Source organism: Paracidovorax valerianellae (genome assembly GCF_900102625.1).
Taxonomy (GTDB): domain Bacteria; phylum Pseudomonadota; class Gammaproteobacteria; order Burkholderiales; family Burkholderiaceae_C; genus Paracidovorax; species Paracidovorax valerianellae.
The window spans coordinates 145,930-159,156 of record NZ_FMZC01000008.1; the positions used below are offsets into that span (position 1 = coordinate 145,930).

Sequence of the window (13,227 nt, forward strand, 5' to 3'; positions counted from 1 at the left end):
CTCCGGGTGCGCAAAAGAAAAAACCGTGATTGTCCGCGCGTGCAACGGCCTTTTGCAGCCGCAACCCGCACATTCCGCATCGGGCTACCCGCGAGGATGGTGCTGCGCGTGCAGCGCCTTGAGCCGTTCGCGCGCCACGTGGGTGTAGATGGTGGTGGTGGAAATATCCGCATGCCCCAGCAGCAATTGCACCACCCGCAAATCGGCCCCGTGGTTGAGCAGGTGCGTGGCGAAGGCGTGGCGCAGCGTGTGGGGCGACAGCGGCACGGTGATGCCCGCCACCTGCGCCTGCTTTTTGACGATGACCCAGAACATCGCACGCGTCATGCCCGCGCCGCGCTGCGTCACGAAGAGATCGTCGGTCTGCTGCCCGCCCAGAATCGCCGCCCGGGCCTCGGCAAGGTAGCGCTCCAGCCAGGCGGCGGCCTCGTCGCCGAACGGCACCAGCCGCTCCTTGCCGCCCTTGCCCATCACGCGCAGCACGCCTTCGCGCAGGCCCAGTTGAAAGGTCTTGAGCGTCACCAGCTCGGTCACGCGCAGCCCGCTGGCATACATCAGTTCAAGCATGGCGCGGTCCCGCAGGCCCAGCGGATTGCCCGTGTCCGGCGCGCGCAGCAAGGCCTCCACATGCGCTTGCGACAGGGTCTTGGGCACGCGCAGCGGTTGGCGCGCGGCCTGCAGGCGAACCGTCGGGTCGGCCGCGATGTACCGCTCGCGCAGCGCCCAGTGAAAGTAGCGGCGCAGCACGGTCAGGCGCCGGTTGGCCGATGTGGCGCGGGTCTCTGCATGGCGTGCGGCGAAGTAGCCCTGCAGATGGTGTTCCTGGGTGGCATCGATGCGCAGCGGCGCCGGCTGCTGCTGCGCCAGCCACTGGGCGTACAACGTCAGGTCGCGCCGGTAGGCGGCCAGGGTGTTGCGCGAAAGGCCGTCCTCCAGCCATAGCGCGTCGATGAAGGTGTCGATGGAGGTCTGGCTCTCGGGCAGCATGGCAAAACCATAGCACGATCAAAAAGAAAGGCCCGCGGGCGGTGCCGGCGGGCCTTGTCTGAAGCAGCGCAGCAGCGCGGTATCAGTCGAGCGACAGCTTCTGCTTTTGCACCACGGTCTTGTAGACCGCGAACTCGGCCTTGATCTGCTCGGCGAACTGTTCAGGCGTGTTGCCGATGATGATCGAGCCGGTGTCTTCGATGCGCTTGCGCACGGCTGGATCTTCCAGGGCCTTGCGCACGCCGGCGTTGATCTTGTCGACCACGTCCTTGGGCAGGTTCTTGGGACCGAGGATGCCGTAGTAGGCCATGCGGTTCACCGGCTCCAGGCCCACTTCCTTGAAGGTGGGCACATTGGGCAGTGCAGCCACGCGCTGCGGGGCGGCCACCACGATGGGCACCAGGCGGCCATCCTTGATGAAGGCCAGGGCCGAGGGCAGGTTGTCGAAGATCATCGGGACCTGGCCGGCCACCGTGTCGTTCAGGGCCGGGCCCGCGCCGCGATAGGGAATGTGCGTGACGAAGGTGTCGGTCAGGCTCTTATACAGCTCCATCTGCAGATGGCCGATGCCGCCCGTGCCCGACGACGAGTACGAGTATTTGCCCGGCACCTTCTTGATCTCGGCGGCGAACGTCTTGTAGTCCTTGGCCGGGAAGCTGGGGTTCACCGCGATGATGTTCGGCGTGGCCGCGATGTTGATGATCGGGGTGAAGTCGGTCAGCGGGTTGTAGGGCGTCTTGGGGTTGATCGCCGGGTTGGCGGCCGTGGTGGACACGGTTGCGATGCCCAGCGCATAGCCGTCGGGCGTGGCCTTCGCGGTTTCGGCCGCGCCCACCACACCGCCGCCACCGGCCCGGTTGTCCACGATCACCGGCTGGCCCAGCGCGCGCGACAGCGGGTCGGAAATCACGCGGGCGATGATGTCCGTCGTGCCGCCCGGCGCAAAGGGCACCACCAGCCGGATCGGTTTGGTGGGATAGCCTTGGGCCATGGCACTGCCAGTGGCCACGACGAGAGCCAGACCCAACCAGTTTCGGCGCTGCATAGAAGTCTCCTTGTACTGCATGAACACGTTAAAACGATGGAGTGCATCCTAATCGCTGGCGCACGCCGATCGTGGTCCGCATTGCAGTCCACAGTGAGGGATTTCCCGCACCGTGACGGGCGGTTCCAAGCAGCAGAAAGGGGCTTGAACTGGGGGTTGAGAGTGCTAGGTGGCCTTTTCCGGCAAGAGGTGTTGAGTGGGTCGATGAAACATGGCTCGCGTGACCAGGCGCGGAAAGTTCAGGCTCACGCCAGCGCATCCCAGATCAGCTTGGCGCCCACGAGCATGGTGCCTGCCAGGAACACCGTTTTCATTCGCGCAGGCGACAGCACCCGGGCGACCCAGGCGCCCAGCACCCCGCCCAGCGCACAGCCGATGAAGAGCGGAATGCCCCAGTGGAAATCGACCACCCCATGGGTGATGAAGGTGGTCACCGAAGACCCGATCACCAGCAGATTGAGCCGCGTCATCACCGAAGCGCTGTCGGAAAAAGACAGGCCGAAAAAATGCATCAGCGCGAAGATGAGAAACGTGCCGAAGCCTGCACCGAAGAACCCCGAATACACGCACAAGGCGAACACGGTGGCGATGCCGGCCAGCGGCAGTTTGCCGGAGGCCTGCGGCGTGGCCGTGCTGGCGGAAAAGTCGGTGCGGTAGGTGATCCACATCACGACCGCCATCATGGCGGCGACGAGAATCCGCAGCACCCGGTCATCCACGCCCGTGACGATCAGCGAGCCCATGATCGACCCCGCCACGGCCAGAGGCCAGAGCACCCAGGGAATCTGCACCGGGGCGCTCACCGCACGGCGATGGGCGAGCGTGCCCGTGAAGAACGACCCCACGAGCGCGAACTTGACGGTGGCGATCGCCGCCGCCGCCGAGTGCCCCATGAGCAGCAGCAGCGGCACCCCGATGGTCACGCCACCGCCGACCGTGACGGCCACGCCCCCTACCAGCAGCCCCATCAGGGCCATTGCCCAGAGCATCACCATGTGAGGGACGGCTCATCGTTGCGCAGCACCTCGATGGCGCGGCGCGACACGGCATCGGCCATGCCGAGCCCACCCGAGCCACCGCAGCCCCCACCCACGCTGGAAGCTGCCATGTAGCGGCGCAGCACGGCCATGCGCAGCGGCACGCCGTAGGCGGCCTGCAGAAAGTATTTGTTCTGGGGCGTGGCGTCCACGTCGGTATCGAGTTCTTCCGTGCGCGGCAGGCAATGCATGACGGCCAGCCAGGGCGGTGCCTTGGCCAGCAGTTCGCGGTGCACGCGGCACCGGTCCAGTTGCCGCTGGTGCAGCGCGCCGTCGCTGAATTTTTCGCGCTGCACGCGCACGACGTACAGCAGATCGACCTGCCCCATCATGGCCTGCACCGAGGCATGCAGGCGGATGGGCCGGCCCGCCGCTGCAGCCAGGGCAGCCGGAAGGGGGCTGCCTTCGTCGGCCTCGTTGGCGGCGTCGACGGCGTGGAGTTCGATGTTGTTGAACAGCCTGAGGCCGGCGAGCAGCGACTTGGCGGCACGCGAGTACCGCAGCCCGCCGACGAAGCCCACCCGCAGGCCGTCGATGGTGTCGAAGTGCTCACGCGCCGTGTACAGGTCGATCAGCGTCTGGGTCGGGTGCCTGCCGAGCCCCTCGCCCGCGTTGATCAGCGGCACATCGATCGTCTCGGTGATCTGCTCCATCACGCCGTGGTCCGGGTGCCGGGCGATCAGCGCATCGGCGTAGTAGCCCGCCATGCGGGTGGTGTCGAGCAGGCTCTCCCCCAGGCTCTGGCGGGTGCTGTGCATGTCGAACACGCTCAGCACACGGGCGCCGAGCCGGTAGGCAGCGGATTCGAAACTCAGCCGCGTGCGCGTGCTGGGTTGGCAAAACAGGGTGAAGACGATCTTTCCGGCCAGCGCGTTTCCGAACGACTCGGGAAACCGGCGGATGTCGTCGGCATCGGAGAACAGCGATTCGATGTCTTGGCGCGACAGGTCTTCGATGGAAATCAGATTTTTTGAGGCCATGCGCCCTCAATCATTGCAGCTCAGACAAAACACAAGGCGCTATCGGTGCGCTCATCGCGCACCGATAGCAGCTTGCTCCCTCCCTCCCGGCTTTGTTCGTTTCCTGGAGATTTTTTACGTGTGTTGAATATTGACGGCAATGCTTCCATAAGTGAAGATTTGCAGTCTTATACAAAACATAAGCTAAGCCTATGGAACGTACCTTGGATCTCGATCAATTACGGACCTTCGCGCTGGTGCTGGAATTGGGGAGTTTTTCTGCTGCGGCGCTGCGGCTGGGTGTGACCCAGCCTGCGGTGAGCCTGCAGGTGAGAAATCTGGAGCGCCGCCTGTCGGTCAGGCTCATCGAGCGGCTCGGCCGCCGCGTGGGGCCGACACCGGCCGGCGCCGATCTGCTGGCGCATGTTCCGCATGTGTCCGCCGCCGTGGCCAATGCCGTCAGCGCCGCCACGTTCCACTCCGCGGGGGTCACCGGGCGGGTGCGCCTGGGCACGGGACTGACCTCGTGCCTGTACCTGCTGCCGCCCATCCTGCATGACCTGCGGCGGCGCTATCCGTCGCTGAGCATCATCGTGAGCACGGGCAACACCGACGATTACGTGCGCCGCATCGAGGACAACTCGATCGACGCCGCCATCGTGACGCTGCCCATCGTCTCGCGGGCCGTGGCCTCCATCCCCATCGTGCAGGACGAGCTGATGGCCATCTGCCGCCGCGGCACGTGCGACTGGCCGGCCGCGGTCACCCCGCAGATGCTGAACCAGTTCCCGCTCGTGAAGTTCGAGCCGGGCAGCAGCACGCGCGGAATCGTCGATGCCTGGCTGAGCACTGGCGGCGGAGCGCCCCCGCCCGCCGCCGTGATGGAGTTCGACAGCGTCGAAGCCATCAAGGCGATGGTGGCGGCCGGGCTGGGCTGCAGCATCCTGCCGCGCATGGCGCTGTCGGGCCCCAACCGGCGCCACGAAGACCTGGAACTGCGGCCGCTGGACCCGCCGCTTTATCGCACGCAGGCGCTCATCACCCGCCACGACAAGCCCATGAACCGGGGCCTGCAGAAGGTGATCGAGGCCATCGTCGAAGGGGGCAAGGCCGCAGCGCCGCCGGGTCGCTGAAGCGTCTCTTGCGCCACCGCATCGGGCGAGAGGCGTCGGGCCGCGCGTTATCCTGCACGCCGTGAATTACGCGCAGCTCCTTTTCCCCGACTTTGCCCTCATCCTTTGCGGCTACCTGGTGTGCCGCTACACCCCTCTCAACCGCAGCGTCTGGCAGCCGGTGGAGAGCCTCGTGTACTACCTGCTTTTCCCGGTCCTGCTGTTCCAGTCGATCGTCAAAAGCCCGATCCACATCGGCGAGGCTTCGGGGCTGATCGCCGCCGGTGTCGCGACCGGCATGGTGGGCATTGCGCTGGCCTATAGCCTGCCGCGACTGCCGGGGCTGCGGGGCCGCATCGACCCGCGCGACCATGCCGCCAGCGCCCAGGTGGCGTTCCGCTTCAACTCCTTCATCGGCCTGGCGCTGGCAGAACGGCTGGCCGGCGCGCAGGGCCTGTTGCTCATCGCCGTGCTGATCGGCGTGTGCGTGCCGCTCTTCAACGTGGCCGCGGTGTGGCCCATGGCTCGCACGGGGCAGCACGGGTTCTTGAAGGAACTGCTGCGCAATCCGCTCATCGTGGCCACCGGCTCCGGGCTGGCGGCGAACCTGCTCGGCTTTCACATTCCGGTCTGGATGGAGCCCACCGTGAGCCGCATCAGCGCTGCATCGCTGGCGCTGGGGCTCATGGCGGCGGGTGCGGGCATGCAGTTCGGGCTGCTCACGCGGGGCAAGCTGCTGTCGGCGTCGGTGCTGACGATCCGTCACCTGGTGCAACCGGTGATCGCGTTCGGCATGGCGCGGCTGCTGCGGCTCGATGCCGTGCAGACCACGGTGCTGCTGGCGTTCTCCGCCCTGCCCACGGCCTCGACCTGCTACGTGCTGGCGGCCCGCATGGGCTACAACGGCCCTTATGTGGCGGGGCTGGTCACGCTGTCCACGCTGCTTGGCGTGTTCAGCCTGCCGTTCGCGCTGGCCGTGCTGCGCTGAAACGCTGAGACTTACGGTGGCGAGTGCAGTGGCGAGTGCGGTGGCGGGCCAGCCGCCCGCTCACCACACGCCCGCCCAATGCAGCAGCGCAGCCACCGCTGGCATGAGCAGCGCCGTGGCGATGCCGTTGAGCGCCATGGCCAGCGCGGCGAAGGAGCCCGCCGTCGGGTTCGCCTGCAACTCGCGCGCGGTGCCGATGGCATGCGCCGTCAGCCCCACCGCGAAGCCGCGCACCACCGGGTCGTCGTTCAACCGCAAGAGGCGCAGTAGCGGCCCGGCGATCACCGCGCCGGCAATGCCCGTGATGGCGACGGCCACCGCCGCCAGCGAGGCGATGCCGCCCAGGCGTTCGGCCACGGCCGTGGCGATGGGAATGGTGGCGGACTTGGGGGCCAGCGACATCAGCGTCTGCAGCGAGCCGCCCAGCGCCCACGCCACCAGCACCGCCGACGCGATGGCCGCGACCGACCCGGCCAGCAGCGCGATGGCCACCGGCCGCCAGATCTGCCGGATCTTGCCCAGTTGGCTGTAGAGCGGCACCGCCAGCGCCACGGTCGCCGGGCCGACGAAAAAATGGATCAGCTGCACGCCTTCGAAATACACCGGGTACGGCACGCCGAGCACCAGCAGCACGCACACGATGCCAACCACCGCCGTCAGCACGGGCAGCAGGAAAGGGTTGTTGCCGCTGCGGCGGTACAGCCACAGCGCGGCCAAATACGCCAGCAGGGTTAGCGCCAGCCACGGCAGCGGCGAACGCTGCAGCGCGCCCAGCGCCGCGAGGCCACTGGCGGCGGTCACTGCGGTGATCGGGTCCGTCATGCCGCGCCCCTCATGCTGGCGGCTCCGCAGGCTTGGCGCGGGCGAGCAGCCAGTGCAGGGTGAGCGCGGTCACCGCCATGGTCACCGCGGCGCCCACGACGCAGGCGATGAGAAAAGGCTTCCATTCCTCGGCCACGCGGCCGAAATGCACCATCACGCCGGTGACGGTCGGGATGAAGAGCAGCATCATGTGCTGCAGCAGAGTGGATGCCGTGGACTGCAGCGATTCGGGCACGCGCCGGCGCCACGCCAGCCAGCCCAGCAAGAGGAGCATGCCCAACAGCGCCCCCGGCAAGGGCCAGCCGGTCAGGCGCACCGTGGCCTCTCCCAGCAACTGGAAGGCGATGAGCAGGAACAGGGCGTAGATCATGGGCAGGGCGGTATTGTCGGCCAGGCCAGGCCGGCATGCGATCGGGCATTTCGACGCAGCCGAATGCTATTTAATTGATAGCGCACTGCCGCCGTCTTTATTGCGCTGGAGGCCTTTTTGGCTCAAACCCCATTCCACGTGCTCCCGCACCAGTGCGCTCGGGTCCGAGGCGCGGGACTGCAGCGCGGCCTGCACGCCGGGGTCGCCCGTCGCCCGCAGGGCATTGCCCAGCGCCACGGCCACGTTGCGCAGCCAGCGTTCGTGCCCGATGCGCCGGATGGGGCCGCCCTCGGTCAGGCGCAGGAACGTGGGTTCGTCCCACGAAAACAGGTGCGCCAGTTGCTGCCCTGCCAGGCCCGGCCGCGCGTCGAAGTCGGGCAGCCGGCTGGCCTGCGCGAACTTGTTCCATGGGCAGACCAGTTGGCAGTCGTCGCAGCCGTAGATGCGGTTGCCCATCAAGGGCCGCAGTTCGACAGGAATGGGGCCTGCGTGCTCGATGGTGAGGTAAGAGATGCAACGGCGGGCGTCCACCCGGTGCGGCGCGACGATCGCTTGCGTGGGGCAGATGTCCAGGCAGGCTTGGCAACTGCCGCAGTGCGCAGTCACCGGCTCGCTGGGGTCGAGCGGCATGTCGACATAGATCTCGCCCAGGAAGAACATCGAGCCCGCCTCCCGGTTGAGCACCAGGGTGTGCTTGCCGCGCCAGCCCTGCCCGCTGCGGCTCGCAAGCTCCGCCTCCAGCACGGGCGCCGAGTCGGTGAACACCCGATGCCCGATGGGCCCTACTGCCTCGGCGATGCGGTCGGCCAGCTTCTGCAGGCGCTGGCGCAGCACCTTGTGATAATCGCGCCCCCGGGCATAGACCGAGACGATGCCCTCCGACGGGCGCTCCAGCCGCGCGAATTCGATGGCCTGCCAGCCCGGCCCTGCCGACTTGCCGGCCGCTGCGGCGCCCTGCACGGGCGTGTCGCGCGGCAGGTAGTCCATGCGCGCGGTGATCACGCTCACGGTGCCGGGCACCAGCTCGGCCGGCCGGGCGCGGCGCAGGCCGTGGGCTTGCATGTATTGCATCTCGCCATGGAACCCTTGCGCCAGCCACTGCATCAACCCCGGTTCTGCGGACGACAAGTCCACACCGGCCACGCCGATTTGGGAGAATCCCAGTTCGCGGGCCCAGCCTTGCATTTGAGGAACGAGTTGACTGCTGCTGAACATCACCACCGGATTGTAGAAAGCCCCCCTGCCGACGCGCCTGTCGCGTTGCGCTGGCACAGCGAGGAAGACACCGCCGCCTTCGCCGTGCGCCTGGCAGCGCAGCCCCTGATCGCCAACGCCTTCATCACGCTGCACGGCGACCTGGGGGCCGGCAAGACCACGCTGGTGCGCCACCTGCTGCGCGCGCTGGGAGTGCAGGGCCGCATCAAGAGCCCGACCTACGCCGTGGTGGAGCCGCACGAGGCGCCGGGCCTGGCCATCTGGCATTTCGACTTCTACCGCTTCAGCGATCCGCGCGAATGGGAAGACGCGGGCTTTCGCGACATCTTCGCGGGCCCGGGACTCAAGATCGCGGAGTGGCCTGAGAAGGCCGCCGCGCTCATCCCCGTTGAAGACCTTGCTATACACATTGAAGCAGTGGATGATGCCGAGCGGCACGTCACCCTTCAGGCCCACACCGCTTCGGGCCGCACGCTTGCACAAGGATCGAAGGCATGAGCGAAGCGCCCTTTCCCCCCCAACCCTCCCGCCGTTCGCTGCTGCAGGCAGGCACCCTGGTGCTGCTGCTGGGCACCCAGCAGATCGCGCGGGGCGCCAGCATTCTGGCGGTGCGCGTCTGGCCGGCGCAGGACTATTCCCGCGTCACGATCGAATCCGACCGCCAGCTGGTGGCCAAGCAATTCTTCGTGACCACTCCGCCCCGTCTGGCGGTGGACATCGAAGGCATCGACCTGAACCCTGAACTGCGCGAGCTCGTCGCCAAGGTGAAGGCGGATGACCCCAACATCGCCGGCATCCGCGTGGGCCAGAACGCGCCCAACGTCGTGCGGCTGGTGCTGGACCTGAAGCGCGCCGCGCTGCCCCAGGTGTTCACGCTGCCGCCGATCGCGGCCTACCAGCACCGGCTGGTGTTCGATCTGTACCCGGCCGAGCCAGAGGACCCGCTGGAGGCCCTCATCGCCGAACGGCTGCGCGAGGCCCCGGCGGCGGCGCCGCTGCCCAACATCGCGGCGGCCAGGCCCGGCACGCCCGGCGATCCGCTGGGCGACCTGATCGCCCAGCAGAGCCAGCGGCCCGGCGCCCCGCCCCCGCCGGTCGGGCTGCCCGCGCCAGCGGCACCGGCCACGCCGCCCCCCGTCGTCGCGGCAGCCCCGACGCCACCGCATGCGCCGCCCCCCACGCCGGCCGCCCCCACCATCGCGAAGGCGACCGACCGGCTCATCATCGTGGCACTGGACCCAGGCCATGGGGGCGAGGACCCCGGCGCCACCGGCCCCGCCGGCACGCGGGAGAAAGACATCGTGCTCAAGGTGGCGTACCTGCTGCGCGACCGCATCAACGCCACCACCGTGGGCGGCAACCCCATGCGGGCGTTTCTCACCCGCGATGCGGACTACTTCGTGCCCCTGGGCGTGCGAGTGGAGAAGGCGCGCCGCGTGCAGGCCGACCTGTTCGTGAGCATCCATGCCGACGCGTTCACCACGCCGGCCGCGCGCGGCGCCAGCGTGTTCGCGCTGAGCCAGGGCGGCGCCTCCAGTTCGGCCGCCCGCTGGCTGGCCAACAAGGAAAACCAGTCCGATCTGATCGGCGGCCTGAACGTGCGCGTGCAGGACCGGCACGTGCAAAGCGCCCTGCTCGACATGAGCACCACCGCGCAGATCAACGACAGCCTGAAGCTGGGCAGCGTGCTGCTGGGCGAGATCGGCAGCATGGCCAAGCTGCACAAGCCGCGCGTGGAGCAGGCCGGTTTCGCCGTGCTGAAGTCGCCGGACATTCCGAGCGTGCTGGTGGAGACGGCCTTCATCAGCAACCCCGAAGAAGAGGCCAAGCTGCGCACCGCCGCGTACCAGCAGCAGTTGGCCGACGCGCTGATGCGCGGTATCACGCGATACTTCGCCAAGAACCCGCCGCTGGCGCGCAGCCGGTCCGTGTGAGCGTGCAGACAGCGCAGCGGGCCGGCATTCAACAGTAGGATCCCATGGCCCTGCCCCACGCACGTTCCGGAGAAGTCGTCAGCCTCAGCCCGCTGGGCGACCGGCTGGCGGGTACCGCCACCACGGCCATCATCAAGGCCGCCCAGCTCGAAGTGATCCGGGTGGTGCTGCCCGCCGGCAAAGACCTGCGGCAGCACGACACCCCTGGCGAGATCACCGTGCACTGCCTGGAAGGCGAAGCCGAATTCCACACGGCCAGCGGCGCACGCCTGCTGCGCCCGGGCGACTTCGTTCACCTGCAGCCCAAGGCAGCGCACTCGCTGCGCGCGGTGACGGACGCCTCGCTCCTCGTCACCATCTGCCTCGCCCCGGGCTGAAACAGACCCGGCAGCGGCCTCCGGGCCTGCGGGGGCACCTCCTACAGCACGGTCCCTTGACTGCCTACACCGCACGAGCGGGGCCGGGGCGATAGTCTGGGCATGGGTTGGGACAGGCGAATTGCAGCGGTTTCAGACCGCCGGCCTGTCCGGATTCCATAACCCCCAAAGACACAAGGAGCAAGTCATGAACTACCGCCATATCGTTTCCGCCGCCGCTGTTGCAGCCGCCCTCGGCCTCGTCGGCTGCTCGTCCAATCCCACCAATGCACAAGTGGGCACCGGCGTAGGCGCCGTGGCCGGCGGTGTACTGGGCAGTGCCGTCGGCGGCACCACCGCCACGGTGATCGGCGCTGGCGCCGGTGCGCTGGTCGGCCATGAACTGGGCGAAGACCGCGACCAACGCCGCCGTTAATCGGCGAGGGGATGGTTTAACACCCATCCTGCTTTCCCCCGAAAACGCCCGCACGGCTTTGCGCCTTGCGGGCGTTTTTGCGTTTTCTGCTGGGGATTGAATCGGACTGAAAAAGCACGCATGGCCGCATGAAGCGCTCCACCGTCGATCGATACGGTTTAGTACATTTAAACGGCTCCGGCGCGGCTACCATCGTCGTTTTCCACTCTGCAGAACGACTCCATGCACTCTTCGCCCTTGGCACCCGCCACTCAGAATCGTCCGCCCGAGCCCGCATTGAACCGCCGCCGAGCGGCTCTGCAGATGATGGCGATACCGGCCGCCATGGCGTCGGGCGGCGTTCTGGCGAACAGCGCGGAAGACCCGGCAGGCATTGCAGAAACTTCACGGTTCACCACGCCGCAGGGTTGCCATCTGCACTACCAGGACCGGGGCAAGGGGCCGGTCGTCCTGCTCGGTCACAGCTATCTCTGGACGTCGGGCATGTGGGCGCCGCAGATCAAAGCCCTGTCCCGGCACTACCGGGTGATCGCGCCCGACCTGTGGGGTCACGGCGCCTCCGGGGCGCTGCCCGCGGACACGCAGGACCTCAAAGGCCTCGCAGCGCAGATGCTGCAATTGCTCGATGCCCTGCACGTGCGCGAATGCGCGGTGGTCGGCCTGTCGGTCGGCGGCATGTGGGGTGCGGAACTGGCGCTGCGGGCACCGGAGCGGGTGCGCAGCCTGGTGATGATGGACACCTTTCTGGGGGCCGAGCCGGAGCCGACACGCCTTCGCTACTTCGGACTGCTCGATGCGATCGAGGCGGGTGGAAAGGTCACGCAGCCCCTGATCGATGCCATCGTTCCGATCTTCTTTCGCCCGGGCACCGATCCGGCCAGCCCGCGGCCGGCAGCCTTCGGGCGCAGCCTGGCGGCCATGAGGGCGGACCAGTTGCGGGAGTCGGTCGTGCCGCTGGGCCGCATCATCTTCGGCCGTGCCGACGCGATGGACCGGCTTGCAGGGCTGGATGCAAACACCACGCTGCTCATGGGCGGTGATGAGGACATTCCCCGCCCGCCGCGCGAAATGCAGGAAATGGCGGAGGTGATCGGCTGCGAGTCGGTGCTGATTCCGCAGGCCGGCCACATTTCGAACCTGGACAACCCGCAGTTCGTCACCCAGCACTTGCTGCAGTGGCTGGACCGCACGATGCGGTGAAACCGCGGCCGGCTGCCGTTCGGCAGCCGCCTCGACATTGGCGTCAGGCCGTCTTCTGCCGGCCGGCGCGCCAGCCGCCATAGAGCGCGATGAGCCCGGGCACCAGAATCAGCGCCCAGATGATCTTGTCCAGGTTCGCCTGCACCCACGGGAAATTGCCGAAGAAGTAGCCCGCGGTGCAGATGCCCAGCACCCACAGCAGCGCCCCGCCCACGTTGAACGCCGTGAACTTCGCGCGATTCATTTCGGCCACGCCCGCCACGAAGGGCGCGAACGTGCGAATGAACGGCATGAAGCGCGCCAGCACGATGGTGACGCCGCCATAGCGTTCATAGAAGTCGTGCGCCTGCTGGAACGCACGGCGGTTGAACCAGCGCGAATCGGGCCACTGGAACACCTTGGGGCCGAAGTAGCGCCCGATCGAATAATTGCACTGGTCGCCCAAAATGGCCGCGGCGATGAGCACGGCGCAGGCCAGCGGAAAGTTCATGAGCCCCGCGCCGCACAGCGCTCCCACGATGAAGAGCAGCGAATCGCCGGGCAGGAACGGCATGACGACCACCCCCGTCTCCACGAAGACGATGAGGAACAGCAATGCGTAGACCCAGGGCCCGTAGGCGGTAACGAACGCCGCGAGGTGCTTGTCCACATGCAGGATGAAGTCGATCAGGAACTGGATGATTTCCAAGGGCGGGCCTTCTGAGGTGGGTTGGAGGGATGACCAATGCGGCGCGTACTCTAACCGCACTCCCTAGAATGCCGGGCA

Annotated in this window: 15 protein-coding genes; 7 read left to right on the forward strand and 8 right to left on the reverse strand. The window is 67.5% G+C overall.

Annotated elements, in window-relative coordinates; all coding sequences use genetic code 11:
- Window positions 1-84 precede the first annotated feature (84 nt).
- The 4 genes from xerD to pyrB all read right to left on the reverse strand — a co-directional run bounded on the left by xerD (window position 85) and on the right by pyrB (window position 4,049).
- Window positions 85-987, reverse strand: a complete 903-nt coding sequence (gene xerD / locus BLT03_RS14035; RefSeq protein ID WP_092744386.1) for a site-specific tyrosine recombinase XerD — start codon at window positions 985-987, stop codon at window positions 85-87.
- 82 nt (window positions 988-1,069) lie between these two features.
- The gene (locus BLT03_RS14040) at window positions 1,070-2,032 is read right to left on the reverse strand and encodes a tripartite tricarboxylate transporter substrate binding protein BugE (RefSeq protein ID WP_092744387.1); all 963 of its coding nucleotides are present in this window, start codon (window positions 2,030-2,032) and stop codon (window positions 1,070-1,072) included.
- 245 nt (window positions 2,033-2,277) lie between these two features.
- Window positions 2,278-3,027, reverse strand: a complete 750-nt coding sequence (locus BLT03_RS14045) for a sulfite exporter TauE/SafE family protein (RefSeq protein WP_092744388.1) — start codon at window positions 3,025-3,027, stop codon at window positions 2,278-2,280.
- Window positions 3,021-4,049 carry an aspartate carbamoyltransferase gene (gene pyrB, locus BLT03_RS14050; protein ID WP_092744389.1) on the reverse strand — a complete coding sequence of 343 codons (1,029 nt, stop codon included), beginning with the start codon at window positions 4,047-4,049 and terminating at the stop codon, window positions 3,021-3,023. The genes BLT03_RS14045 and pyrB overlap by 7 nt, the downstream gene beginning before the upstream one ends.
- 191 nt (window positions 4,050-4,240) lie before the next feature.
- Here pyrB and BLT03_RS14055 point away from each other — a divergent pair, with 191 nt between their 5' ends.
- Both BLT03_RS14055 and BLT03_RS14060 read left to right on the forward strand, forming a co-directional pair.
- A complete protein-coding gene (locus BLT03_RS14055; protein ID WP_092744390.1) occupies window positions 4,241-5,161 on the forward strand; it encodes a LysR family transcriptional regulator in 921 nt (306 codons plus the stop codon).
- Window positions 5,162-5,222: 61 nt separating this feature from the next.
- Entirely contained in the window at window positions 5,223-6,128 is a 906-nt protein-coding gene (locus BLT03_RS14060) for an AEC family transporter (protein ID WP_092744391.1), read from the forward strand.
- 60 nt (window positions 6,129-6,188) lie between these two features.
- On the opposite strand, the gene BLT03_RS14065 is transcribed toward BLT03_RS14060, so the two are convergent.
- The 3 genes from BLT03_RS14065 to queG form a co-directional block, all read right to left on the reverse strand.
- On the reverse strand, window positions 6,189-6,950 hold the full coding sequence (locus tag BLT03_RS14065; RefSeq protein ID WP_092744392.1) for an LrgB family protein: 762 nt from the start codon (window positions 6,948-6,950) through the stop codon (window positions 6,189-6,191).
- A 10-nt stretch (window positions 6,951-6,960) separates the two neighbouring features.
- Entirely contained in the window at window positions 6,961-7,320 is a 360-nt protein-coding gene (locus tag BLT03_RS14070) for a CidA/LrgA family protein (protein WP_092744393.1), read from the reverse strand.
- Between the two features lie 66 nt (window positions 7,321-7,386).
- Complete coding sequence (gene queG, locus BLT03_RS14075) at window positions 7,387-8,505, reverse strand: tRNA epoxyqueuosine(34) reductase QueG (protein ID WP_092744394.1); 1,119 nt, start codon at window positions 8,503-8,505, stop codon at window positions 7,387-7,389.
- A gap of 12 nt (window positions 8,506-8,517) precedes the next feature.
- Here queG and tsaE point away from each other — a divergent pair, with 12 nt between their 5' ends.
- From tsaE to BLT03_RS14100, 5 genes are all read left to right on the forward strand, one after another.
- Complete coding sequence (tsaE, locus tag BLT03_RS14080) at window positions 8,518-9,033, forward strand: tRNA (adenosine(37)-N6)-threonylcarbamoyltransferase complex ATPase subunit type 1 TsaE (RefSeq protein WP_092744395.1); 516 nt, start codon at window positions 8,518-8,520, stop codon at window positions 9,031-9,033.
- Complete coding sequence (locus BLT03_RS14085; protein ID WP_092744396.1) at window positions 9,030-10,469, forward strand: N-acetylmuramoyl-L-alanine amidase; 1,440 nt, start codon at window positions 9,030-9,032, stop codon at window positions 10,467-10,469. The genes tsaE and BLT03_RS14085 overlap by 4 nt, the downstream gene beginning before the upstream one ends.
- A gap of 44 nt (window positions 10,470-10,513) precedes the next feature.
- Window positions 10,514-10,846: a cupin domain-containing protein gene (locus BLT03_RS14090; protein ID WP_092744397.1), complete on the forward strand. Its 333-nt coding sequence runs from the start codon at window positions 10,514-10,516 to the stop codon at window positions 10,844-10,846.
- A 187-nt stretch (window positions 10,847-11,033) separates the two neighbouring features.
- A complete protein-coding gene (locus BLT03_RS14095) occupies window positions 11,034-11,261 on the forward strand; it encodes a YMGG-like glycine zipper-containing protein (protein ID WP_092744398.1) in 228 nt (75 codons plus the stop codon).
- A gap of 222 nt (window positions 11,262-11,483) precedes the next feature.
- Window positions 11,484-12,461 carry an alpha/beta fold hydrolase gene (locus tag BLT03_RS14100; RefSeq protein ID WP_245711392.1) on the forward strand — a complete coding sequence of 326 codons (978 nt, stop codon included), beginning with the start codon at window positions 11,484-11,486 and terminating at the stop codon, window positions 12,459-12,461.
- 43 nt (window positions 12,462-12,504) lie between these two features.
- Here the strand turns inward: BLT03_RS14100 and BLT03_RS14105 are convergent, their stop codons facing one another.
- Window positions 12,505-13,149, reverse strand: coding sequence for a DedA family protein (locus BLT03_RS14105; protein WP_092744399.1), 645 nt, complete (start codon window positions 13,147-13,149; stop codon window positions 12,505-12,507).
- Window positions 13,150-13,227 lie beyond the last annotated feature (78 nt).